This is a genomic window from Arthrobacter sp. zg-Y1171, assembly GCF_025244845.1.
In the GTDB taxonomy this organism is placed as follows: domain Bacteria; phylum Actinomycetota; class Actinomycetes; order Actinomycetales; family Micrococcaceae; genus Arthrobacter_B.
The window spans coordinates 724580-745099 of sequence record NZ_CP104264.1 but is presented as its reverse complement, the minus strand read 5'-3'; the positions used below and the strand labels follow the sequence as shown (position 1 = coordinate 745099).

The 20520-nt window shown below is 67.9% G+C and carries 17 protein-coding genes; 8 read left to right on the top strand and 9 right to left on the bottom strand.

The window, feature by feature from the left end:
- The first annotated feature begins 137 nt into the window (after positions 1-137).
- On the top strand, positions 138-1796 hold the full coding sequence (locus N2L00_RS03535) for an HNH endonuclease signature motif containing protein (RefSeq protein WP_255863545.1): 1659 nt from the start codon (positions 138-140) through the stop codon (positions 1794-1796).
- 288 nt (positions 1797-2084) lie between these two features.
- Here the strand turns inward: N2L00_RS03535 and N2L00_RS03530 are convergent, their stop codons facing one another.
- On the bottom strand, positions 2085-3110 hold the full coding sequence (locus N2L00_RS03530; protein ID WP_255863546.1) for a LacI family DNA-binding transcriptional regulator: 1026 nt from the start codon (positions 3108-3110) through the stop codon (positions 2085-2087).
- Between the two features lie 139 nt (positions 3111-3249).
- Here N2L00_RS03530 and N2L00_RS03525 point away from each other — a divergent pair, with 139 nt between their 5' ends.
- From N2L00_RS03525 to N2L00_RS03505, 5 genes are read left to right on the top strand one after another with little or no spacing between them, the layout of a single operon-like run.
- Complete coding sequence (locus N2L00_RS03525; RefSeq protein WP_255766856.1) at positions 3250-4557, top strand: ABC transporter substrate-binding protein; 1308 nt, start codon at positions 3250-3252, stop codon at positions 4555-4557.
- Positions 4558-4577: 20 nt separating this feature from the next.
- The gene (locus tag N2L00_RS03520; protein ID WP_255766855.1) at positions 4578-5528 is read left to right on the top strand and encodes a carbohydrate ABC transporter permease; all 951 of its coding nucleotides are present in this window, start codon (positions 4578-4580) and stop codon (positions 5526-5528) included.
- On the top strand, positions 5528-6346 hold the full coding sequence (locus tag N2L00_RS03515) for a carbohydrate ABC transporter permease (RefSeq protein ID WP_255766854.1): 819 nt from the start codon (positions 5528-5530) through the stop codon (positions 6344-6346). Before N2L00_RS03520 ends, N2L00_RS03515 begins: the two co-directional genes overlap by 1 nt.
- Positions 6347-6348: 2 nt before the next feature.
- Positions 6349-8712, top strand: coding sequence for a glycoside hydrolase family 3 N-terminal domain-containing protein (locus N2L00_RS03510; RefSeq protein ID WP_255863547.1), 2364 nt, complete (start codon positions 6349-6351; stop codon positions 8710-8712).
- Between the two features lie 51 nt (positions 8713-8763).
- Positions 8764-9753, top strand: coding sequence for an acetylxylan esterase (locus N2L00_RS03505; protein ID WP_255863548.1), 990 nt, complete (start codon positions 8764-8766; stop codon positions 9751-9753).
- A 2-nt stretch (positions 9754-9755) separates the two neighbouring features.
- Here the strand turns inward: N2L00_RS03505 and N2L00_RS03500 are convergent, their stop codons facing one another.
- The 4 genes from N2L00_RS03500 to xylA form a co-directional block, all read right to left on the bottom strand.
- On the bottom strand, positions 9756-10286 hold the full coding sequence (locus N2L00_RS03500; protein ID WP_255863549.1) for a GNAT family N-acetyltransferase: 531 nt from the start codon (positions 10284-10286) through the stop codon (positions 9756-9758).
- Between the two features lie 9 nt (positions 10287-10295).
- Positions 10296-11231, bottom strand: a complete 936-nt coding sequence (locus N2L00_RS03495; protein WP_255863550.1) for an aldose-1-epimerase — start codon at positions 11229-11231, stop codon at positions 10296-10298.
- Positions 11232-11241: 10 nt separating this feature from the next.
- Entirely contained in the window at positions 11242-12663 is a 1422-nt protein-coding gene (locus tag N2L00_RS03490; RefSeq protein WP_255863551.1) for an FGGY-family carbohydrate kinase, read from the bottom strand.
- Positions 12664-12753: 90 nt separating this feature from the next.
- The gene (gene xylA, locus N2L00_RS03485) at positions 12754-13935 is read right to left on the bottom strand and encodes a xylose isomerase (RefSeq protein WP_257795155.1); all 1182 of its coding nucleotides are present in this window, start codon (positions 13933-13935) and stop codon (positions 12754-12756) included.
- A gap of 205 nt (positions 13936-14140) precedes the next feature.
- On the opposite strand from xylA, the gene N2L00_RS03480 reads away from it, so the two are divergent.
- A complete protein-coding gene (locus tag N2L00_RS03480) occupies positions 14141-15328 on the top strand; it encodes an ROK family transcriptional regulator (RefSeq protein ID WP_255863552.1) in 1188 nt (395 codons plus the stop codon).
- A gap of 40 nt (positions 15329-15368) precedes the next feature.
- On the opposite strand, the gene N2L00_RS03475 is transcribed toward N2L00_RS03480, so the two are convergent.
- Positions 15369-16526, bottom strand: a complete 1158-nt coding sequence (locus N2L00_RS03475; RefSeq protein ID WP_255863553.1) for an FAD-binding oxidoreductase — start codon at positions 16524-16526, stop codon at positions 15369-15371.
- Positions 16527-16614: 88 nt separating this feature from the next.
- Between N2L00_RS03475 and N2L00_RS03470 the strand changes: the two genes are divergently transcribed.
- A complete protein-coding gene (locus N2L00_RS03470) occupies positions 16615-17658 on the top strand; it encodes a nucleoside hydrolase (RefSeq protein WP_255863554.1) in 1044 nt (347 codons plus the stop codon).
- Here the strand turns inward: N2L00_RS03470 and N2L00_RS03465 are convergent.
- The 3 genes from N2L00_RS03465 to N2L00_RS03455 all read right to left on the bottom strand — a co-directional run bounded on the left by N2L00_RS03465 (position 17645) and on the right by N2L00_RS03455 (position 20445).
- Entirely contained in the window at positions 17645-18523 is an 879-nt protein-coding gene (locus tag N2L00_RS03465) for a 3-hydroxyacyl-CoA dehydrogenase family protein (protein ID WP_374676621.1), read from the bottom strand. The two genes, N2L00_RS03470 and N2L00_RS03465, sit on opposite strands and share 14 nt — an antisense overlap.
- Positions 18498-19304 carry an enoyl-CoA hydratase/isomerase family protein gene (locus N2L00_RS03460; protein ID WP_255863556.1) on the bottom strand — a complete coding sequence of 269 codons (807 nt, stop codon included), beginning with the start codon at positions 19302-19304 and terminating at the stop codon, positions 18498-18500. The genes N2L00_RS03465 and N2L00_RS03460 overlap by 26 nt, the downstream gene beginning before the upstream one ends.
- An 85-nt stretch (positions 19305-19389) precedes the next feature.
- The gene (locus N2L00_RS03455; protein ID WP_255863557.1) at positions 19390-20445 is read right to left on the bottom strand and encodes an SGNH/GDSL hydrolase family protein; all 1056 of its coding nucleotides are present in this window, start codon (positions 20443-20445) and stop codon (positions 19390-19392) included.
- Between the last annotated feature and the right edge of the window lie 75 nt (positions 20446-20520).

Below are 20520 nucleotides of genomic sequence, written 5' to 3'. Positions count from 1 at the left end.
GAGGTATGGATCAGCTCGGAAATACCGAACCGACAACTGAAGAGCCAGGCATGGACCAGCCGCCGACAAGGCCGGCTGGTAACGCGGAGGCGCCCTGCTCTCCCGTAACTCTGGCGGTGTTTCGCGCGGCGCTGGCAGTGACTGTCGGTGACGGCGGGAAGCCCGACGCCGGCACGACCGGACCTGCCTCCACTTCCACGGCTACCCCTTCTGGTTTCCCCGCCGAAACCGACCCGGTGGAAACGGTTTTTCCGAATGGAGCCGCGGAAACCCGCGCCGCCGGGGACACTGCTGATGCTTACCCGGACGGTTTCACCGGGACCCTTGCGTTGCAGAACCTTGAAGCCTTCGACGAAGCCGCGGTTGGTGAGGCCTTGGTCCGGGTGGAGCATCTGATTTCCTGGGGGCAGGCGCAGCGGGCCCACCTGTTGAACCGCATGGAGGAAATCTTCCGGGACAAGTTCTTCGACCCGTCGGAGCGGGATAAACCCGGGATCGCTTTCAGCCTCGCGGCTGCCGAATGTGCCGCCATCCTGAATGTTCCGCAGGTGACCGGTCAGCGGCTGCTGAGCGAGGCCGGGCAGCTGTGCGGCACCCATACGGCGACCCTGGCAGGGCTGGAGGAGGGGCGGTTCTCGTACCAGCATGCCCAGGTGGTCCTGGAGCAGTGCCAGAACGTTCCTGCGGAGAAACTCCCCGGGTTCGAGGCCGACCTGCTGAAGGCTGCGGAGGGTCAGACGCGGGCGCAGTTCTCCGCCAAGGCCCGGCGGCTGCGCGAAAAGACGTTCCCGGAGACGGTCAGCAAAAGGCACCTGACCGCTTTCGAACAGCGCAAGGTCACCCTGGACCGCGAAGAAGACGGTATGTCCTGCCTGTCGGCTCACCTGCGTGCGGCGGAAGCGCAGCAGATCTATACCGCTCTCAGCACTTGCGCGCGGGGTGAGCAGGCGGGAGGGGATCCTCGGACCACGGACCAGCTGCGTGCCGATATTTTGGCGCAGCTGCTGATGGGCGGCAGCCGGGGACTTTTCGCGACTGCCGGAGCCCGAGACAAGGCCGGTTCCCGAGACGCGTCCGGAACCCGACCCGGCACCGGCCACACCAGCAATGACACTGGCGCAGCCACCCGGGACGAGGACGGAACCGGCTTTGGCAACGGCCCGGAGGGCGCACCCGATCGCCCAACAGGACCGGACGATGGAATCGTCCCGAGGGCGGAAATCATGGTCCTGATCAGCGCAGAGACCCTCTTCGGAGCCGACGACCAGCCGGCAGAACTGCACGGCTACGGCCCCATCAGCGCCGAAGAAGCCCGCCGACTGGCCCGCAACGCCGTCGGATGGACCGGACTGGCCCAAAACCCGCACACCGGAGAGATCCTGGGCGTGGGACGGCGCAGAAAGGTCCCTGCCGGGCTTCGCCGCTGGCTCCGCGCAAGGGACGGAACCTGCAGGTTTCCCGGCTGCCGGGTCAGCACCGCAAATGCGGACATCGACCACACCATCGACTGGGCGCGCGGCGGTCCCACGGACCACGGGAACCTTGAACACCTCTGCCGCCGGCACCACCGGTTCAAGACTCTGGGCTATTGGAAAGCGTGCCAGCCCATCCCCGGGGTGATTGAGTGGACTTCGCCGACCGGCCGAGTCTATCGCGCAGAGCCGTTTCTCGATTTGGTTTCTCAGCAGCCGACGGACCCGCGGACGGATCATAAGCAGCGGCTCCCGGACCTAGGGACGGCGCACGCGACGACAGACCATGAGAAAAACATTCCTGAAGCCCCACCGCCGTTTTGAGCGGAGTGCAAAACGGCGGCATGAGATCCTGGCGTCCTTGTGTCGGGACGGCTTACAGGATCACGGCGTCACGGGCGCACGGGCGCCTCGGGTCGTGGGCGCACCGGCTCACGGCCTCACGGCCTCACCGCGTCATCGCGTCACGGGGCTCACGGGCTCACGGGCTCACGGGCTCACGGGCTCACGGGCTCACGGGCTCACGGGCTCACGGGCTCACGGGCTCACGGAAAGACGCTGGCAGCAGTGGGCACCCGGGCGCCTCGGGACCCAGCCGGGACCCACCCAAGCCTATGAGCTGACGGCCGCTGGTACCCGAGCAGTACTCTGCCGCACCACCAACGAGGTGGCCAGGTCCAGGCGCAGGTTGTTCGGCCGCTCCCCCTCGAACAACCGGACCGCCATCCGGGCAGCTTCTTCGGCCATCTCGATCAGCGGCTGGTGCACGGTGGTCAGCGCAGGACTGGACCACTGCGCCACCTGCAGATCGTCATACCCGACAATCGACAGCTCATCCGGGACGCTGATACCCAGCTGCCGGGCGGCGTCGAGCACCCCCAGCGCCTGCAGGTCGCTGCCGGCAAAAATGGCAGTAGGCCGGTCCGGAAGCGACAGCAGTTCCAGCGCATGGTCGCGGCCGCCGTCAACGTGGAAGTTTCCGTACCGAATCAAATCCCGGTCGAGCGGCAGTGCGGCGTTGTTCAGCGCAGATCGGTAGCCGTCAATCCGCGCCAGCGAACACATCATGTCCTCCGGCCCCGTGATCGCAGCAATCCGCGTGTGCCCCAGATCGATCAAATGGCGGGTGGCCATCATGCCGCCGGACCAGTTTGCCGACCCCACGGACGGCACATCCGGAGCAGGATCCCCCGCCGGATCGATGATCACAAACGGAATGGACCGCGCTTCGAGCTGCCGACGTGAGTCCTGCGCCAGGTCGGAAAAGACCAGTACGACGCCGACTGGCCGGCGGGCGATGACCCCTTCCACCCACTCGGGCGACGGCGCGTGCCGGGTGCCGCTCTCCGTCAGGACCACGCTCAGGCCCTTCTCCCGGGCAATGTTCTCCACGCCGCGGATGATCTCCAGTGCCCAGGCGCTTTCGAGTTCGTGGAACACCAGTTCCAGCAGCCGCGACTTGGCCCCGCCCTTACGGCGATAGCCGTGCTCCTCCAGCAACGCCTCGACTTTCGCGCGCGTTTTCCGCGAAACGTCCGTTCTGCCGTTGAGAACTTTCGAAACTGTCGAGAGTGAAACCTCAGCCTCGGAGGCCAGGTCCGCCAGCGTGACCGGGTTCTGCGGCAGTGATGACTGCATAGGTAGTCCTTCGGGTGTTCGAGCCAGCGCGGACAACAGTTTATCGAAAAGTGTTGCGCATCACATTACGCGCATCTTATGCTGACGGCGTCTAGTAACTTTCGACCAATATACCGAAACTTTCGGAAGGTGTTCAACGATGAACAAACCCTCGTCCCGGACCCCGGTCCTGGCTGCCGCCGGCATACTGGCGCTCAGCCTCACCCTGGCCGGCTGTGGAGGCGGCGACTCCGCTGCCTCGGACCGTCCCGAAAACGAGATCCATGTCCTCGTTTACGGAGACGCGAGCAACGACGTCGAATCCGCCATGGTCGAACGCTTCAATGAGACCTCCGACGTCAAGGTGGTGCTGGATACCATCCCCGGCGCCGAATACCAGCAGAAGCTGCAGACGGTCATGAGCACCGACGCTGCACCGGACATCTTCTTCAACTGGGGCGGAGGCAGCATCTCCGACTTCGTCGATGCAGATCTGCTGATGCCGCTGGATGACTTCATCGAGGAGGATCCGCAGCTGAAGGACGCCTTCCTTCCCTCGGTGTTCGACGTCGCCACGGTGGATGACACCCCGTACGGAGTGCCGATGCGCGGCACCCAGCCCGTGATGCTCTTCCACAACAAGGAAGTGCTCGCCTCGGCAGGCATCGAGGAAGCACCGCAGACCTGGGACGAACTGCTCGACGCCGTCGAGAAGCTCAAGGCTGCAGGCAAGACCCCGATCGCCCTCGGCGGCGGCGACGAATGGCCCACCCAGATGTGGTTCTCCTACGTCTATGACCGCGTAGCCGGACCGGAACTCTTCCAGTCCGCTATCGACGGCGACACCGACGTCTGGGATTCCGAAGAAAGCCGGGAATCGCTGGGCATGCTGCGTGAACTGGTGGACACCGGGGCCTTCGGCACCAACTTCCAGTCCGTGAAGTTCACCGACGGCGGCTCCCACACCCTGCTCTCCAGCGGCCAGGCAGGCTTCGAACTGATGGGCTCCTGGGAGTACTCCACCATCCAGGACGTCAACCCCGAGTTCGCAGCCAGCGGCCTGGGCTGGAGCGAATTCCCCGAGATCGAGGGCGGCAAGGGAGATCCTGCCAACCTGGTCGGCAACACCAACAACTACTACTCCGTGCTGGCGGACACCCGCTACCCGGAAGCCGCACGGGACTTCCTGAAGCTGATGTACTCGGACGAGTTTGTCCAGGAGCAGATGGCCATCGGCAACCTGCCCACCACCACCAGCACCGAGGGATTCCTGGACCAGGCGACCAACCCGGACTACGCCCGGTTCCAGTTCGGACTGGTAGAGGATGCGCCTAACTTCCAGCTGTCCTGGGACCAGGCCTACCCGCCGGCCGCAACACCCACCATCCACAGTGCTGTTGCCGACTTCTTCGCCGGAAGCATCGACGAAGACGGTTTCATTGAAGCCATGCAGTCGTTGAAGAAATAGCCGGACCGATTGCCGAGACCATGACCACTCTGCTTCCACCCCGGCCGCCGGCCGCACCGGACAACCCCTCCAAGGGACGTCCGGTGCGTGCCGGCCGGGCCCGGCTGAACCGTCCGGGCGTCGCCTGGACCCTGCCCGCCACCGTCTTTTTCCTGCTTTTCGCCGTGGTCCCGTTGATCGCCGTCGTCGTCCTGTCCTTTATGACCTGGACGGGCTTGGGCGAACCGAAGTTTGTCGGCACGGAGAACTGGGAAACGCTCGCCGGCGATTCGGTAATGCTCAAGAGCCTGTGGCTCAGCGTGCTGTTCATTGTGCTGGGTGTTGCCACCCAGACTCCCGTGAGCATCCTGCTCGGTGTCTGGGCAGCAGGACCGCAGCGGAACCGCGCCGTGCTCAGCGCCATCTTCTTCCTCCCCCTGCTGCTCTCCTCCGCCGCCATCTCGGTGCTGTGGCGCGCATTGCTGGATCCGAACTTCGGGGTTCCGGCGCAGCTCAAGTGGCTGTTCGGGGACGGCAACCTGTTCGGCAACCAGTCCACCGCCATCGGCGTGATCATCTTCGTGGGTATGTGGCAGTTCACCCCCTTCCACACGCTGATCTACCAGGGCGCCGCCAAGTCCGTTCCGCCGGTGCTATACCAGGCCGCGGAAATCGACGGCGCCGGACGGGCACGCCAGTTCTTTTCCATCACCCTGCCGCAGCTGCGCAACAGCATCATTACCTCGGTGATCCTGATGGTGGTGGGCGGGCTGACCACCTTCGAGACGGTGCTGATCCTGACCAACGGCGGACCCGGGACGGACACCACCATCACCGCGTTCTACATGTACGAGGAAGCCTTCCGCCGCTACAACTTCGGCATGGGCTCCGCCATCGCACTGGTCCTCGTGGTGGTGGCCACCGCCATCTCACTGATCATGGTGAAGGCCTCCGGCTACGACAAAATGCGCAGCACCATGGAGGGAGTCTGATGCGTACCCGCCCCAATTACATTGCCGGAGCCGCGGTCACCGTCTGGCTCCTGATCGTGGCCCTGCCGCTGTACGTCATGGTTGCCGCCAGCGTGCAGAGCCGTGCCGAGTTCAGCGCCAACGGCCCGCTGTCCGTGCCCACCAGCCTGACCTTCGAGAACTTCCTGCTGGTCTTCGACAGCGGTTTCGGCAAGTACTTCCTGAACACCTTCCTGGTTACGGCCGGTGTGGTGGGCATTGTCCTGCTGGTGGTGCCGCCGCTGTCCTACGCAATTGTGCGCAGCCAGTCCCGCTCCACAACGCTGATCTTCCGGTTCTTCCTGCTCGGGCTGGCCATTCCGGTCCAAGCAGTGATTGTGCCCATGTTCTACCTGATCAACTCGGTGGGCCTGTATGACACCCTGCTGGGCATCATCCTGCCCACGGCCGCGTTCGCACTGCCGATCTGCACGCTGATCCTCTCCGGGACCATGCGGGACATCACCCCCGAACTCTACGAAGCCATGTCCGTGGACGGAGCGTCCACCACACGCACCTTCCTGCGCCTGGTGCTGCCGCTGTCCAAAGGCGGGCTGTCCACGATTGCGGTGTTCGCCGCACTGCAGGGCTGGAACGGGTTCCTGCTGCCGCTGATCCTGACCCAGTCGGAATCCACCAAGGTGATCACGCTTGGCCTCTTCAACTTCCAAACCCAGTACGGGATCAACGTGCCGGGCATCCTCGCCGCTGTGATGCTCTCCATGGTTCCCGTCCTGCTGGTGTACCTCTTTGCGCGCCGCGCACTGGTCCAGGGCCTTATGGGCGTTGGCGGAAAGTAGACATGACAGAAACAACAGTCCAGCACCTCCCCTGGCGGGACACCTCCCTGACCGCCCGCGAGCGCGCCGCCCGGCTGGCAGAGCAGATGACGCTGCGGGAAAAGGTGGCCCAGCTCTTCGGCGTCTGGGTCGGCGCCTCCAGCGAAGGCGGCCAGGTGGCACCCCACCAGCACGATATGAAGGAACCGGTGCCGCTGGAGGATCTCCTGCCGAACGGGCTGGGTCAGCTCACCCGACCGTTCGGCACCCTGCCCGTCGACGCCGGCATGGGCGCCCTGTCCCTGATGCGCACCCAGCAGCGGATCGCCGAGTCCAACCGGTTCGGCATCCCGGCCATGGCACATGAGGAATGCCTGGCCGGGTTCGCAGCCTGGGGTGCCACGGCGTATCCCGTGCCGTTGTCCTGGGGTGCCACGTTCAACCCGGAACTGATCGGCCGGATCGGTGCGGCTATCGGCACCGACATGCGCTCGGTCGGCGTGCACCAGGGCCTCGCTCCCGTGCTCGACGTCGTCCGCGACGCCCGCTGGGGCCGGGTGGAGGAGACCATCGGCGAAGACCCGTATCTGGTGGGCAGCATCGCTTCGGCCTACATCCGCGGACTTGAAGGCGCGGGCGTGGTGGCCACGTTGAAGCACTTTGTCGGCTACTCGGCATCCAAGGCCGGCCGCAACCTGGCCCCGGTCTCCGTCGGCATGCGCGAACGCGCGGACGTCCTGCTGGTGCCTTTCGAAATGGCCGTGCAGGAATCCGGGGTGCGCTCGGTGATGCACGCCTATACCGACGTCGACGGCGTCCCCTCCGCTGCGGACCGCTCACTGCTCACCGGCCTGCTCCGCGAGACGTGGGGTTTCGACGGCACCGTGGTGGCCGACTACTTCGGAATCAGCTTCCTCAAGGAACTGCACCGGGTGGCCGGTTCGCTCGGCGAGGCGGCTGCGGCGGCGCTGACCGCCGGCGTGGACGTGGAACTTCCCACCGTGGATGCCTTCGGCGAGCAGCTCATCGAAGAACTGGAGTCCGGGCGGCTGGATGAAGCCGTCATCGACACTGCGCTGCTGCGGGTGCTGACCCAGAAGGTCGAACTCGGGCTGCTGGACCCGGACTGGTCCGCGGTGCCCTCGGCCCTGGCCGGTATGGACCTCACGGACTCGTCCGGCGTGCTGGGTTCGGTGAACCTGGACCGTCCGGAGAACCGGTCCCTGGCGGCCGAGGTCGCCGAGCAGGCACTGATCCTCACCGCCAACAATGGAATCCTGCCGCTGGCAGCGCCGGGCCGGATCGCCGTCGTCGGACCCAATGCCGACAACCCGATGGCGTTCCTCGGCTGCTACTCCTTCCCCGCCCACGTGGGTGTGCAGCACCCGGAGGTGGCAGCGGGAATCGAGCTGCCCACTGTCGCGGCAGCGCTGCGCGGCGAGTTCCCGGACAGCGCAATGACCGTGACCGCCGGCTGCAGCGTGGACGGACCTGAGACGGACGGATTCGCCGATGCGCTGTCAGCCGCCCGGGAGGCCGACGTCGTCGTGGCCGTGCTGGGCGACCGGTCCGGACTCTTCGGACGCGGCACCAGCGGCGAAGGCTGCGACACCGAATCGCTGGTCCTGCCCGGAGTGCAGCAGCAGCTGCTGGATGAACTGCTGGACACCGGCAAACCCGTAGTCCTGGTGCTGCTGACCGGGCGCCCCTATGCCCTGGGCCGCGCAGTCACGGAAGCCGCCGCCATTGTGCACGCGTTCTTCCCCGGAGAAGAGGGCGGACCGGCGATCGCCGGTGTGCTGAGCGGCAGGGTGAATCCCAGCGGCCGGCTGCCGGTCAGCGTTCCGGCATCCCCCGGTGCGCAGCCGTCCACCTATCTGGCCGCTCCGCTGGCGCAGTTGAGCGACGTGTCCAGCATCGATCCAACGCCGGCCTTCGGGTTCGGCCACGGGCTGGGTTACAGCAGCTTCGACTGGTCGGACGCCTCCCTCGACGGACCGGCCGAGTTCGGCGTCGACGGCGAAACGTTCGTCTCCGTCACGGTAGCCAACACCGGCGGGCGCGACGGTGTCGAGATCGTCCAGCTCTACCTGCACGATCCGGTGGCCTCGGTGGTGCGACCGGTGCAGCGGCTGGCCGGGTTCGCCCGGGTCCCGCTGCGCTCGGGGGAAGCGGCGAAGGTGCGGTTTACGGTTCCGGCCGACGCCGCGTCCTTCACCGGGCGGGAAGGGCAGCGCATTGTGGAGCCCGGTGAGCTGGAGCTGCGGCTCGGGGCTTCCAGCACTGATATCCGGGCAACCGCCGGTGTTACCCTGACGGGAACCGTCCGGGTAGTGGACCACACCCGGCGGCTGCACTGTCCGGCGGACGTGGTGCCGCTGGGCTGAACACCCGCAACCGCACGCAACGCGCACCTTCAACCCGGGAGCCGGAAACGCATGTACTACGACCTGCCCGCTGACCAGCTTGCCGCCTATCGAGGCAGCACCAGCGCTCCGGAGGACCTGGACCGGTTCTGGGCGGACACCCTGGACGAGGCACGGCAGCACCCGCTGGCGGTAGGGGTCACCCCCTACCCCGGCGGGCTGCAGACGGTGGAAGTTTACGACGTGGTGTTCCCGGGTTTCGGCGGTGAACCCATCCAGGCCTGGCTGCGGCTGCCCGCCCGGAGCGTGCGAGGTGATGGGCAACTGCCCGGCATCGTGCAGTTTGTCGGTTACGGCGGCGGGCGCGGGGACGCCCGCGAGAGCCTGTTCTGGGCCTCCACCGGTTTCGCCCACCTGCAGATGGACACCCGCGGGCAGGGCGCGGGGTGGAGCACGGGTGCGACGCCGGACGCCGCCGGCAGTGCAGGTCCGCAGGTTCCGGGGGTGATGACGCGAGGGGTGCTCGCCCCGCAGACCTATTACTACCGCCGCCTAATCACCGATGCCGTCCGGGCGGTGGAGGCTATGCGTTCGCTGGCCGGCAGCGGAGCCGCACCGGTCGATCCGGCGCGGGTGGCCGTGCTGGGACAGAGCCAGGGTGGAGGGCTGGCCCTGGCTGCCGCTTCGCTGTGCCCGGAGGTGGCCGCCGTCGTCGCCCTGGTGCCGTTCCTTTCCGACTTTCCGCGGGCGCTGACCGTCACCGACGGCTACCCGTACCGTGAAATCGTTGATTTCCTGTCCATGCAGCGAGGTGCCGCCAACCGGGTCATGGAAACGCTGCGCTATTTCGACGCCGTGAACCTGGTGCCGCGCGCCACGGCCCCCGCCCTGTTCTCGGTGGGGCTGATGGACACCACCACTCCCCCGTCCACGGTCTACGCCGCGTACAACAACTACGCCGGTCCGAAGGAATTGTCCGTGTGGCCGTTCAACCAGCATGAGGCCGGCGGCATCGAGGACGAGGTCCTGGCCCTGGCGTTCCTGCAGAAGCAGTTCGCGTAACCCTAGCCCGGGTTTTCGGCGGTGAAGAGCTCGCAGACGGTGTTGTAATACCGGTCCGTGCTGCCCTGGTGCTGCAACCCGATTTTCCCGCAGACCCGCATCGACGCCGTGTTGGCGGGGTTGGTGACGGCCACGACCTGCGGCAGGCCCGCCGCGAACGCGTGTGCCAGCACGGCTGCCCCCGCCTCCGACGCATAGCCCTTGCCCCAGCTGTCTGGATGGAAGTGCCAGCCGATTTCAATATCGTCCGAGGGCTTCCGTTCCGGGCCCGACGCCGGGATGGGCTTGAGCAGCAGCGTCCCGGCCAGCTGACCGGTGTCCTTGTCCTGCACCGCCCAAACGCCGCAGGTTCCGTCGTCCCTGCCGGCCCACGCCTCAATGAGTGCAAGCGCCTCGGCCCGGTCCTGCATCAGCTTGGGGTTGGTGCCCAGAAAACGCTGCACCTCCATGCGGGAGTACAGGTCCAGGACGAACGCCGCGTCCTCGGACGTGAACGGGCGCAGGGTCAGTCGATCGGTCTCCAGAGTCCGCATCCGGGAAGTCTACTGCCGCGACCTCTCAGAAACGGCCGCGATCCGGTAGGACAGCCGGTGATCCTCGCCGGGTGCCAGCACAATGAGGCCCTCCCCGGAGTTGAAGGCATCCGGGGGGCAGGTCATCGGCTCCACGCCCACGCCCAGGCGGTCCATCTTCTCGCCGGAATAGACCTGCAGCCACGGTGCCTCCTTGCCGCTGGCGGACAGGACGGCGCCGAAGCCGGTCTCCGGGTCGGTGAGCGTGGCCTGCCAGTCGCCGTCGGGCAGGCCGGTGAAGGCATGGTCCACAGTGCGTGCGCCGATCGGTTCCGGAGCGGAGAAGGAGAGCACGGTCCCCTTGGTGTCCCGCAGTTCGCTCAAATCCAGGGGCCTGCCGGACTGCTCCGGACCACCGAGGACCTGCGCGGCAGGAACGTCCAGCACGCACCGGTCCACCGGCACCCGGTCTGCAGTGAGGTAGGGGTGGGCAGAGGCTCCGTAGGGTGCGGGCGCAGTGCCCGCATTGGCGGCGGACAACTCCACGCTTAGTCCGGTGTCGGCATCCAGGGCATAGACCGCCTGCAGTTCCAGCTGGAACGGATAGCCGGGCTGTCCCATCAGCCGGTGCCGCAGGACCGCGCGCTCCGGCGAGGTTTCGACAACGTCCCAGGCATCCCAGGCCACCAGCCCGTGCAGGGCCATGCCGGTCTCGGGCTCGTTGACCGGCACCTGGTACTCGGTGCCGCCAAAGGTGTAGCGGCCGCCGGCAATCCGGTTGGGCCAGGGCATCAGTACCTTGCCGGTGAAGGCCTCCGGAATTTCGTCCTCCGCGAGCGGCAGCACCACGTCCCGGCCGCCGAAGGTCAGCCCGGCGAGCGTGGCACCCACCGGCAGGATGGTGGCCCGGTAATCCCCGGCGGCCAGGGAAACCGGATGGCCGTTGGGCCCGAAAGTGGAAGTCATGGGCCCGATCCTATCCGGCAGCCGGCAGCGCAGGGCTTCCCGCAGCCTGCCGGTAACGCTGCAGCACCCCGGGCGTGGGATCCGCCGTGACCACCACGGACGCGCCGTCGTTCCACGCAGGCCACTCACCGGTGAGGATGGCTGCGGCCTGCCGGGCGGCGCCGTCGGCCACGTACTCCCCCGGCCGCGGGACGGTGACGGGAAGCTCGAAGACAGCGGCGATGACCTGCTGGATCGCCTCGGACCGGGCAGCTCCGCCCACCAGGATCACCCGCTGCGCGGAGACCCCCGTGTTCTTCAGCGCCGCGAAACCGTCCGCGAGCGAGCAGGCCACGGCCTCGACGGCGGCCCGGGCCAGGTTGGCGGGAGTGAAGTTCCGCAGCGTCATGCCGTGCAGGGACCCGGTGGCGTCCGGCAGGTTAGGGGTGCGTTCCCCTTCGAAGTAGGGCACCATCACCAGGCCGTCGGCACCGGCCGGAGCGGAGAGGGCCAGCCGTGTCAGTTCGTTCAGTTCCACCCCGAGCAGGGCGGCGGTGGCGTCCAGGATGCGGGACGCGTTCAGGGTGGCGGTCAGCGGGAGGAAGTGACCGGTGGCGTCGGCAAAGCCGGCCACCAGGCCGGTGGCGTCCGACGTCGGATTGTCGACGACGGCGAACACGGTGCCTGAGGTGCCGATGGAGACCACCACATCCCCCACCCCGGCAGCGACACCCAGTCCGGCAGCGGCGTTGTCACCGGCGCCGGGCCCGATCAGCGCACCGGCGGGAGTGCGGGCACCCGCTTCGAGCGGGCCCAGGACGCGGGGCAGCTGCGGCACGTGGCCGAGGGTCTGCTCCAGGATTTCAGGGAGGTACTCGCCGGTGGACGGGGACCAGTAGCCGGTGCCGGAGGCGTCGGACCGGTCGGTGGTCAGAGCGGCCAGCCCTTCCGCACCGCTGCCCGGCCCGTAACCGGCCAGGCGCCAGCTCAGCCAGTCGTGCGGCAGGCAGACGGCGGCGGTGCGGGCGGCGTTTTCCGGTTCGTTTTCGGCCAGCCAGCGCAGCTTCGTCGCAGTGAACGAGGCCACCGGCACCGAGCCCGTGGTGTCGGCCCAGTACCGGGCACCGTCGGGCCCGGCATCGGCAACGAGCTTGTCCGCGGCAGCGGCGGAGCGGACATCGTTCCAGAGCAGGGCCGGGCGGACCACGGCACCGGTTTCATCCAGGCAGACCATGCCGTGCTGCTGCCCGCCTACCGAGACGGCGTCGACGTCGTCCAGTCCCCCGGCAGCCGCCGCAGCTTCCAGGAAGGCTGCCCACCATGCTTCCGGGTCCACCTCGGTACCAGCCGGGTGGCGGGCCGTGCCTTCGCGCAGCAGCGCGCCGGTCTGGGCATCGCGGATGACTACCTTGCAGGACTGGGTGGAGCTGTCGACTCCGGCAACGAGTGGCATGTCGAGCCTTTCAACGGGTGCTGCCGCCGGTCCCCCAGGGCCCGGCGGCAGCACGATTCGGTGATGTTTTGCGCGTCGTGCGCAGGTAGCCTAGCGGGCACCCATCAGGTGTTCCAGCGCAAGCTGGTTCAGCTTCACGAAACCGAAGTCGCGGTCCGCGGCGGCGTCGGCGTTGAAGTCCTCGAAGGACGCGGAATCGGAAAGCAGGTCCGTGACGGATTCACCGGCAGCCAGCGTGGGCTGTGCCAGCTCGGTAATGCCGGCGTACTGCATGGCTTCCTGTACCTCGGGATCGGCGCGGAAGGCCAGGGCACGTTCCTTGAGCAGCAGGTACATGTCCATGTTGGCCTTGGCGGATTCCCAGACGCCTTCGTAGCCCTCGGTGCGGGAGGGCTTGTAGTCGAAGTGCCGCGGGCCTTCGTAGCGCGGTCCGCCGTTGGGGAAACCGTTCTCCAGCAGGTCCACGGTGAAGAAGGCGCTGGTAAGGTCGCCGTGCCCGAAGACGAGGTCCTGGTCGAACTTGATGGACTTCTGGCCGTTGAGGTCGATGTGGAACAGCTTGCCGGACCACAGGGCCTGGGCGATGCCGTGGGTGAAGTTCAGCCCGGCCATCTGCTCGTGCCCGGTCTCCGGGTTCAGGCCGACAATGTCACCGTGCTCGAGCTGGGCGATGAATGCCAGGCCGTGGCCGATGGTCGGCAGGAAGATGTCGCCGCGCGGTTCGTTGGGCTTGGGCTCGATGGCGATGCGCAGCCCGTAGCCCTTCTCCTTGATGTAGCCGGCAGCGGTGTCGATGCCCTCACGCATGCGGTCAAAGGCTGCGGAGAAGTCCTTGGAACCGTCGTATTCGCTGCCTTCGCGGCCGCCCCACATCACGAAGGTTTCCGCGCCGAGCTCCGCGGCGAGGTCGATGTTTCGCAGCACCTTGCGCAGCGCGAAGCGGCGGACGGAGCGGTCATTGGAGGTGAAGCCGCCGTCCTTGAACACCGGGTGCGTGAACAGGTTGGTGGTCACCATGGGTGCCTTGAGGCCGGTTTCGGCCAGGGCGTTGGTGAAGTTCTTGATGATGATGTCCCGCTCCTGCGCCGTGGCGTCGAAGGGAACCAGGTCATTGTCGTGGAAGGTCACCCCGTAGGCGCCCAGTTCAGCGAGCTTGTGCATGCCCTTGATGGGATCCAGTGCGGCCCGCGTCGGTGTGCCGAAGGGGTCGGTTCCGGTCCAGCCGATGGTCCAGAGGCCGAAGGTAAAGCGGTCGGAAGGCGATGGCGTCATTGTCACGATAGCTCCAGATCAAGTATTAGTTGGAAGCAACAACATATTCGGGCAGCGGTCCGGTGTCAATGGTTCCCGGACGAAAAAGCTTCCGCCCCGCACGCAGTGCGGGCTGCCGGAGGATATTTTGTTGCCGCCCCCAACCAAATCGTGACGTCGACAGGTAGGCTGGAGGATGACCAGTAACCGGGGAGGAAACAAAGACGTGGAACGCGGCATTATCAGCGCCCCTGCACCGGCAGGCCGCGGTACCGATAACCTGCGGTCCGCCAACCTCTCCCGCATCCTGACCCTGCTGCACCGGAACGGGCAGCTCTCCCGCGCGGACCTGACCCGGCTTACCGGCTTCAACCGCTCCACCATCGGTGCCCTCGTCGGCGAACTGGCCGGCATGGGGCTGGCTTACGAGACGGATCCGCCCGCCGGACGGGTCGGCCGGCCCAGCCCGCTGGTCCACCCCAACGAGCGGGTGGCCGCCGTAGTGGTCCATCCCGACGTCGACGCCGTGACCGTCGGCCTGGTGGGACTGGGCGGCCGGGTACACCGCCGGGTCCGCCACGACACGGTTTCCCGGCCGAGCGTGGCCGAGACGGTAAGCATCACCCGCGCCGTGCTGGCCGGGATGGCTCCGGACCTGGCCGGAATGGACCGGATTGCCGGGGTCGGCGTGGCCGTTCCCGGGCTCACCCGCACCTCCGACGGCCAGGTGCTGCTGGCACCGCACCTGGGTTGGCGGAACGAGCCGCTGGCCGATCCCCTGGCCGAGGCACTGGCCCTGCCGGTCTTCGCCGGCAACGATGCCACCCTGGGTTCGGTGGCCGAGAGTCTCTTCGGTGCCGCCGTCGACACCGACAATGCCGTCTACCTCAACGGCAGTGCGAGCGGGATCGGCGGCGGGATCATCGTCGCCGGCAGGCCGCTGCGCGGGGCGGACGGCTACGCGGGCGAGCTCGGACACACGCTGGTCCGCAGCGACGGTGAACGGTGCCACTGCGGCCGGCGCGGCTGCCTGGAAACGGAAGTGAACCTGGCCGGACTACTGGAGGTGCTGGGCCTGGACCGTGCGGACCAGGACACGCTGGACGCGGCGATGGCCGAACAGCAGACCGCTGCAGTCCGCGCCGAGGCGGACCGGCAGCTGGATCAGCTGGCAGTGGCGCTGACGAACTTCGTGAACATCTTCAATCCGGACACGATTGTCCTGGGCGGTTTCCTCGGCACCCTGTTTGCTTCCAATCCCCAGCGGCTGACCGACGCCGTTGCCGCCGAGGCGGTGGCAGGCCTGGGCCGGCGGGTACAGCTGCGCCGGGCGGCGCTGCGTTCGGAACTGCTGCTGGTCGGCGCCGCGGAGCTGGCCTTCGCTCCGGTGCTGGCCGCGCCGCGCCCGGCCTAGGAACCGGCCTAGGAACCGGCAAGCCTAGAAACCCGCCGGCTTAGGAGTCCCAACCGAAATTGAAACGCTCGGGCCGGAACGGTTCCAGCAGCGGGTGCCGGCGGCCGGTGAGGATTTCCGCGGCCACCAGCTCCCCGGCGATCAGGCCGAGCGTGGCCCCGGAGTGCGTGAAGGCGGTCCAGCAGCCGGGCAGCGCGGCAAGCTCACCGAGCACCGGTTCGCCGTCCCCCGGCACCGGTTTCAACCCCGGCTGCCGGCTCTGCGGCACCACCTCCGGATGCCCGGCCAGCACCCGGCTCGCCTCCGCCGCCAGCTCGGCCGACACCTCGGGATCCACACTCCAGCTGCCGTCCTCCAGGCGCTGCACCCGGTCCAAGTACCAGGTGGAATCCATGGCGAGCCGTCCGCCGGGGTGCGGGCGCAGCGAAATCCGGGGCGTGTTCAGCACGGCCCGCAGTCCGTGGTCCACCGGTTCGCTGATCACCAGCATGGCCGGGTCGGAGGCATCGGGCAGGTGGACGCCGGCCTCGGCGAGTACTGCGGGGGTGCCGGCTCCGCAGGCGACGACGACGGCGTCGGCCCCGTATTCTTCCCCGCCGGCGGTGCGGATCCCGCGCGCCCTGATGCCGCCGTCGGGCCCGGCGCCGCCCGGAACCGCGCGGGTAACCGTGCACCTGCCGGCGTATTCAATCAGGGTGCCGCCGCGCATCGTGAATTCCTCGGCCAGGTACCGGACCAGGTGCGGGAGCGACACCCAGCCTTCGCCCGGGTTGACCAGCACCCGGTGCGGCAACACCCCCGGGTCCACGCCGGGCACCATTGCCGGAACGTCTTCGCGTTCCAGCATCCGGGCGTCGTAGCCCTGCCGGGTCTGACCGTTGTGCCGCTCGACGACAACGAACGGGTCGTCATCCCAGTACAGGCCGCCGTCGAAGGCAAGCCATTCGATGCCGGGGTTCTGCGCCAGCAGGGTCCGGTACCGGTCGATACCGGCCATCCGCAGCCGGTAGTAATCCTCGCCGTAACCGCCGCCGGCGTTCAGCCAGGACAGCGAGCGCCCGGAGGCTCCGCTGCCCACCTCCGCTTCCGTCACCAGCAGCACGTCCGCACCGCCGCGCAGCAGCTGCACCGCAGTGGAAAGTCCCAGCACACCGCCGCCCAGGACGGCGACGGTATCCCGCGGAAGCGTGGTCGGCATGCCTTCCCCCTTCATGAAGTACCGCAGGGTTTAATTCTCTGGTTACCTTGTCAGGTAATTTCCAGCAGGTTAAGCGAAAGACGGCGCCGTGCATTCTTCTTCCTCCCCCGATCAACCGCGCCGCATCCCGGTGATTGCCGACGTCGACACCGGCGTGGACGATGCCCTGGCCCTGACCTTCCTGGCCCGCAGCCCGCGCATCGACCTGCGCGCCGTGACCTGCGTAGCCGGGAACACCGACGTCGACCAGGTGCTCCGCAACACCCTGGACGTGCTGGACCTCGCCGGACGGCCGGACGTTCCGGTGGCCCGCGGGGCGGAGCGGCCGCTGATCAACGAGCCCCGCAATGCACACGCCTTCCACGGCGCCAACGGGATCGGCGGGCTGCAGCTGCCCGCCGCCAGCGCATCGGCTTCACCCCTGGCCGCCGTCGAACTGCTGCACCGCACCATCGAAGAGTCTCCGGAACCGGTGACCCTGCTGGGCATCGGCCCGCTGACCAACCTGGCGGTGTTCCTGCGGGCCTACCCGCTCACGGCCCGGAAGCTGGAACGGATCGTGTTTATGGGCGGATCCGCCGGGATGGGTAATGCCACCTCGCATGCCGAGTTCAATGCCTGGCATGATCCCGAGGCGCTGGCAGTGGTGCTGGAGAGCGGTGTTCCCGTGACCATGTACGGGCTGGACGTCTTTATGCTCGCGACCCTCGATGCGCCGCAGTACCTAAAGCTGGAAGCCTCCGCGGATCCCGGTGCCCGGCTCGTGGGTTCGCTGCTGGCCTTGGGTGCCCGGACCCGGGCGGCCGGAGGTGTCCTGGGCGCGGAGCCGCTTCCCACGGTGAGCGCCAATGACGGCACCCTGGACCCCATGACCATCGGCGACGCCGGTGCCGCCTGCCTGATTGCCGCACCGGAAACCGTGGTGCTGGAGGATTACCCGGTGCGGGTGGAGCTTGCCGGGCACAGCCGCGGCCAGACCCTGGTGGACCGGCGGAGAATCGCCGGCGAGGACACGGTGCACGGCCTGCTCGCCCCGGCACCGGTGATTTCGGTGGCCATGGCGCTGGACCACCCCGCCATGGTCCGGACCTTCCTGGACACGGTGGCTCCGGGCGAAGCTATTCGTAGCTGAAGAAACCCTGCCCGGTCTTCCGTCCGAGTTCGCCGCGGGCCACCTTCTCCCGGAGGATCTGCGGCGGCGCGAAGCGGTCCCCCAGTGTCGAGTGCAGGTACTCGGCAATCCCCAGCCGGACGTCCAGTCCCACCAGGTCCGTGGTGCGCAGCGGGCCGGTGGGATGGCGGTAGCCCAGCGTCATGGCGGCGTCGATATCCTCGGCGGACGCCACCCCCTCCTCGACCATCCGCATGGCCTCCAGGGCAATGGCGACGCCGAGCCGGGAGGACGCGAAGCCGGGCGCATCGCGGACGACGACGGCGGCCTTGCCCAGGGCTTCGATCCATTCCTGTGCGCTGGCGGCCAGCTGCTCCGACGTCCGGGCGCCGAGGACCAGTTCCACCAAACGGGAAGACGGCACGGGATTGAAGAAGTGCAGGCCGCAGAAGTTCTCCGGCCGCTTCAAACCCGCAGCCAGCCGGTCCACGGACAACGAGGACGTGTTGGTCGCCAGCCAGGCGCCGTCGTCAAGCTGTTCCTCCACAGCGCGCAGGGCCGCGGACTTCAGCGCGAAGTCCTCCGGTACCGCCTCCACCACCAGGCCGCAGACCGCAAACTGTCCGTAATCCACGGCGAAGGCTGCACGGTCGGCGAGCTCTTGGGCACTTGCGTCCGTATCCCCGCGTTCCACGCTTTTGGCGAGGGACCCGGCGATCCGGGTGCGGGCGGCGTCGGCGGCTTCCCGGTCCCGTTCGACCACCACCACCTCCGCTCCGGCCAGGAGGAAGGCGTGGGCAATACCTGCTCCCATGCGTCCGCCGCCCAGCACCCCTACCCGTGCCGGAACGGTGCCGGTGTCAGCGCTCTCGAGGGCCACGGGAATTCTCCTTGCGGTCGAGGAAGTCCTGCATGCGGTCGAACTTGGCCTCGGATTCAAAGAGGATTCCCTGGGCGAGGTTGTCGATCAGCGGATGCGCTTCCCGCGGGGCGGCGAAGGCCGCTTTGGTCAGGCGGAGGGCCAGCGGATCGGAGGCGGTGATGCGGTCCGCGAGCGCGTGGGCGGCGGCCAGCAGGCCGGCGGGGTGGTGGAGTTCGGTGATCAGCCGGACGGCCAGTGCTTCCTCCCCGGACAGGATCCGTCCGGCCAGCAGCATGTCTTTGGCGAGCGGCTCCCCCACCAGCTCCTTCAGCCGCCAGGTGGCTCCGGCAGCCGCCATGATTCCCAGCCCTGCTTCGGGCTGGCCGATCTTCAGCCGTGGTGTGCCCAGCCGGAAGTCCGCGGCGTAGGCCAGTTCCGCTCCGCCGCCCAGGGCAAATCCGTCCAGTGCGGCGATGACCGGCAGCGGCAGGGCGGCTATCCGGGTGAAGAGGCCGGAGTTGATGCCGGCCAGGGCGTCATCGCGGCGGCGTTCGCGCAGCTCGGTGATGTCCGCCCCGGAGGCAAAGAACCCCTTTCCGCCGGCCTCGGTACCGGAGAGGATCAGGACCCGCGGCTGCCGCTCCAGTTCGGCGCAGACCGCATGCAGTTCCTTCACCATGGCCGCGTCAATGGCGTTGCGGACCTCGGGCCGGTGCAGCTGGACGTGGACCCGGTCCGCTCCCTCGCTCACCCGGAGCGTGGCGAATCCTGCGAATGCCTGGGTCTGCTGCGGGGGTTCCGTCACGGTGCGACCGTCCTCTCGTTGCTGGCCGGCGTCCTTGCCGGCAGTCCTAGTATTACGCAGCCGCCGGGCTTTGCCGTGATGCGGCTCACTGCGGCACGGGGTGCCCTGCGGCCCAGCGGACCAGCTCCGCCGTCATGGCACGGTAGCCCGCAGAGGTGGGGTGCAGCAGCTCCTGGCTGGCGGTAACCGAATCGGCGGCCTGCAGCAGCCCGGAGACATCCGCGGCATGGACAAACGGTTCCGGGCTGCAGGCGCCGTGTCCGGCCAGGGCCTGTTCGACGGCGTCCACGTAGTAGACGTTCGGCGCGGAGGAGCTGTCCACGGCGGACCGGATGACGGCGTTCAAGTCATTGATGAGGTCCCGGCCGAAGCGTTGCTCCTCCGTGCTGAGCCGGCCGCAGTCGCCGTCTGGCTCATCGAAAAGCTGGGGGTACGGAAGCACCAGCACGGGAGCAGGGACGGCCGTCGCGACGCTGGCATAGGCGTCCATTAGGTCGGCCTCGAGGCCGGACAGCTGCTCCGCCGCGTGGGCGGCCAGCTGCGGGTCATCGCTGCAGGGAGTGGTTTCCAGCAGGCAGGCCTGCAGGATTCCGGCGAAGTCGAGGTTGTTGCCGCCCACCGAGAGCACCACCAAGGTCGGTTCGAAGCCCTGCAGCTGCTCCAGCTGCGCCGGGACCGTGCCGGGGTCGGTAGTCGGTCCGGCTCCGGGATCCAGGGCGGCCAGTCGTTGCGGAGCGGTCAGGTGCCCGGTGGTGGCCCGGGAACATGCGAGGTTCGCGATGTTCTGCGGGGCAAACAGTTCCGCAGCGGGCGGGTGGAGGCTGCGGTGGCAGGAATCCCGGACGCCGGGTACCGCAGGCTGGTAATCGCCGGCCCCCTCTCCCGCGGCGAAGGAGTCACCGAGGATAGCCAGGCGTCCGGCGTCGCCGGTTACCTCCGCGAGCCAGCCCGAGGGCCGGGGCGGTAACGGCGTGGGGGTTGGGCTCGGGGTGGGATCGGGGCTGGCCGCCGACGCCGTCGTCGTACTGCCCGACGGCGGTCCCGCGGCAGGGGCGGTCGAGCACCCGGAGAGCAGTATTGCGGCCCCCACGATGCCGGCTGCTGCACGCCGCTTCGCGCCAGGGCCTGCGGAGTTTTTCATGAGCGCCCCTGAATCCTTGAGCGGGTGGAAGTTAAAGGCCGGCGGCCGGCGTCGTTGGCAGTGATAACCCGTACC

Excerpts from the sequence above, each read along its gene's own strand:
- N2L00_RS03530 (WP_255863546.1), bottom strand. The coding sequence starts at position 3,110 with ATGCAGTCATCACTGCCGCAGAACCCGGTCACGCTGGCGGACCTGGCC.
- N2L00_RS03525 (WP_255766856.1), top strand. The coding sequence starts at position 3,250 with ATGAACAAACCCTCGTCCCGGACCCCGGTCCTGGCTGCCGCCGGCATA.
- N2L00_RS03520 (WP_255766855.1), top strand. The coding sequence starts at position 4,578 with ATGACCACTCTGCTTCCACCCCGGCCGCCGGCCGCACCGGACAACCCC.
- N2L00_RS03515 (WP_255766854.1), top strand. The coding sequence starts at position 5,528 with ATGCGTACCCGCCCCAATTACATTGCCGGAGCCGCGGTCACCGTCTGG.
- N2L00_RS03510 (WP_255863547.1), top strand. The coding sequence starts at position 6,349 with ATGACAGAAACAACAGTCCAGCACCTCCCCTGGCGGGACACCTCCCTG.
- N2L00_RS03505 (WP_255863548.1), top strand. The coding sequence starts at position 8,764 with ATGTACTACGACCTGCCCGCTGACCAGCTTGCCGCCTATCGAGGCAGC.
- N2L00_RS03500 (WP_255863549.1), bottom strand. The coding sequence starts at position 10,286 with ATGCGGACTCTGGAGACCGATCGACTGACCCTGCGCCCGTTCACGTCC.
- N2L00_RS03495 (WP_255863550.1), bottom strand. The coding sequence starts at position 11,231 with ATGACTTCCACTTTCGGGCCCAACGGCCATCCGGTTTCCCTGGCCGCC.
- N2L00_RS03490 (WP_255863551.1), bottom strand. The coding sequence starts at position 12,663 with ATGCCACTCGTTGCCGGAGTCGACAGCTCCACCCAGTCCTGCAAGGTA.
- xylA (WP_257795155.1), bottom strand. The coding sequence starts at position 13,935 with ATGACGCCATCGCCTTCCGACCGCTTTACCTTCGGCCTCTGGACCATC.
- N2L00_RS03475 (WP_255863553.1), bottom strand. The coding sequence starts at position 16,526 with ATGCCGACCACGCTTCCGCGGGATACCGTCGCCGTCCTGGGCGGCGGT.
- N2L00_RS03455 (WP_255863557.1), bottom strand. The coding sequence starts at position 20,445 with ATGAAAAACTCCGCAGGCCCTGGCGCGAAGCGGCGTGCAGCAGCCGGC.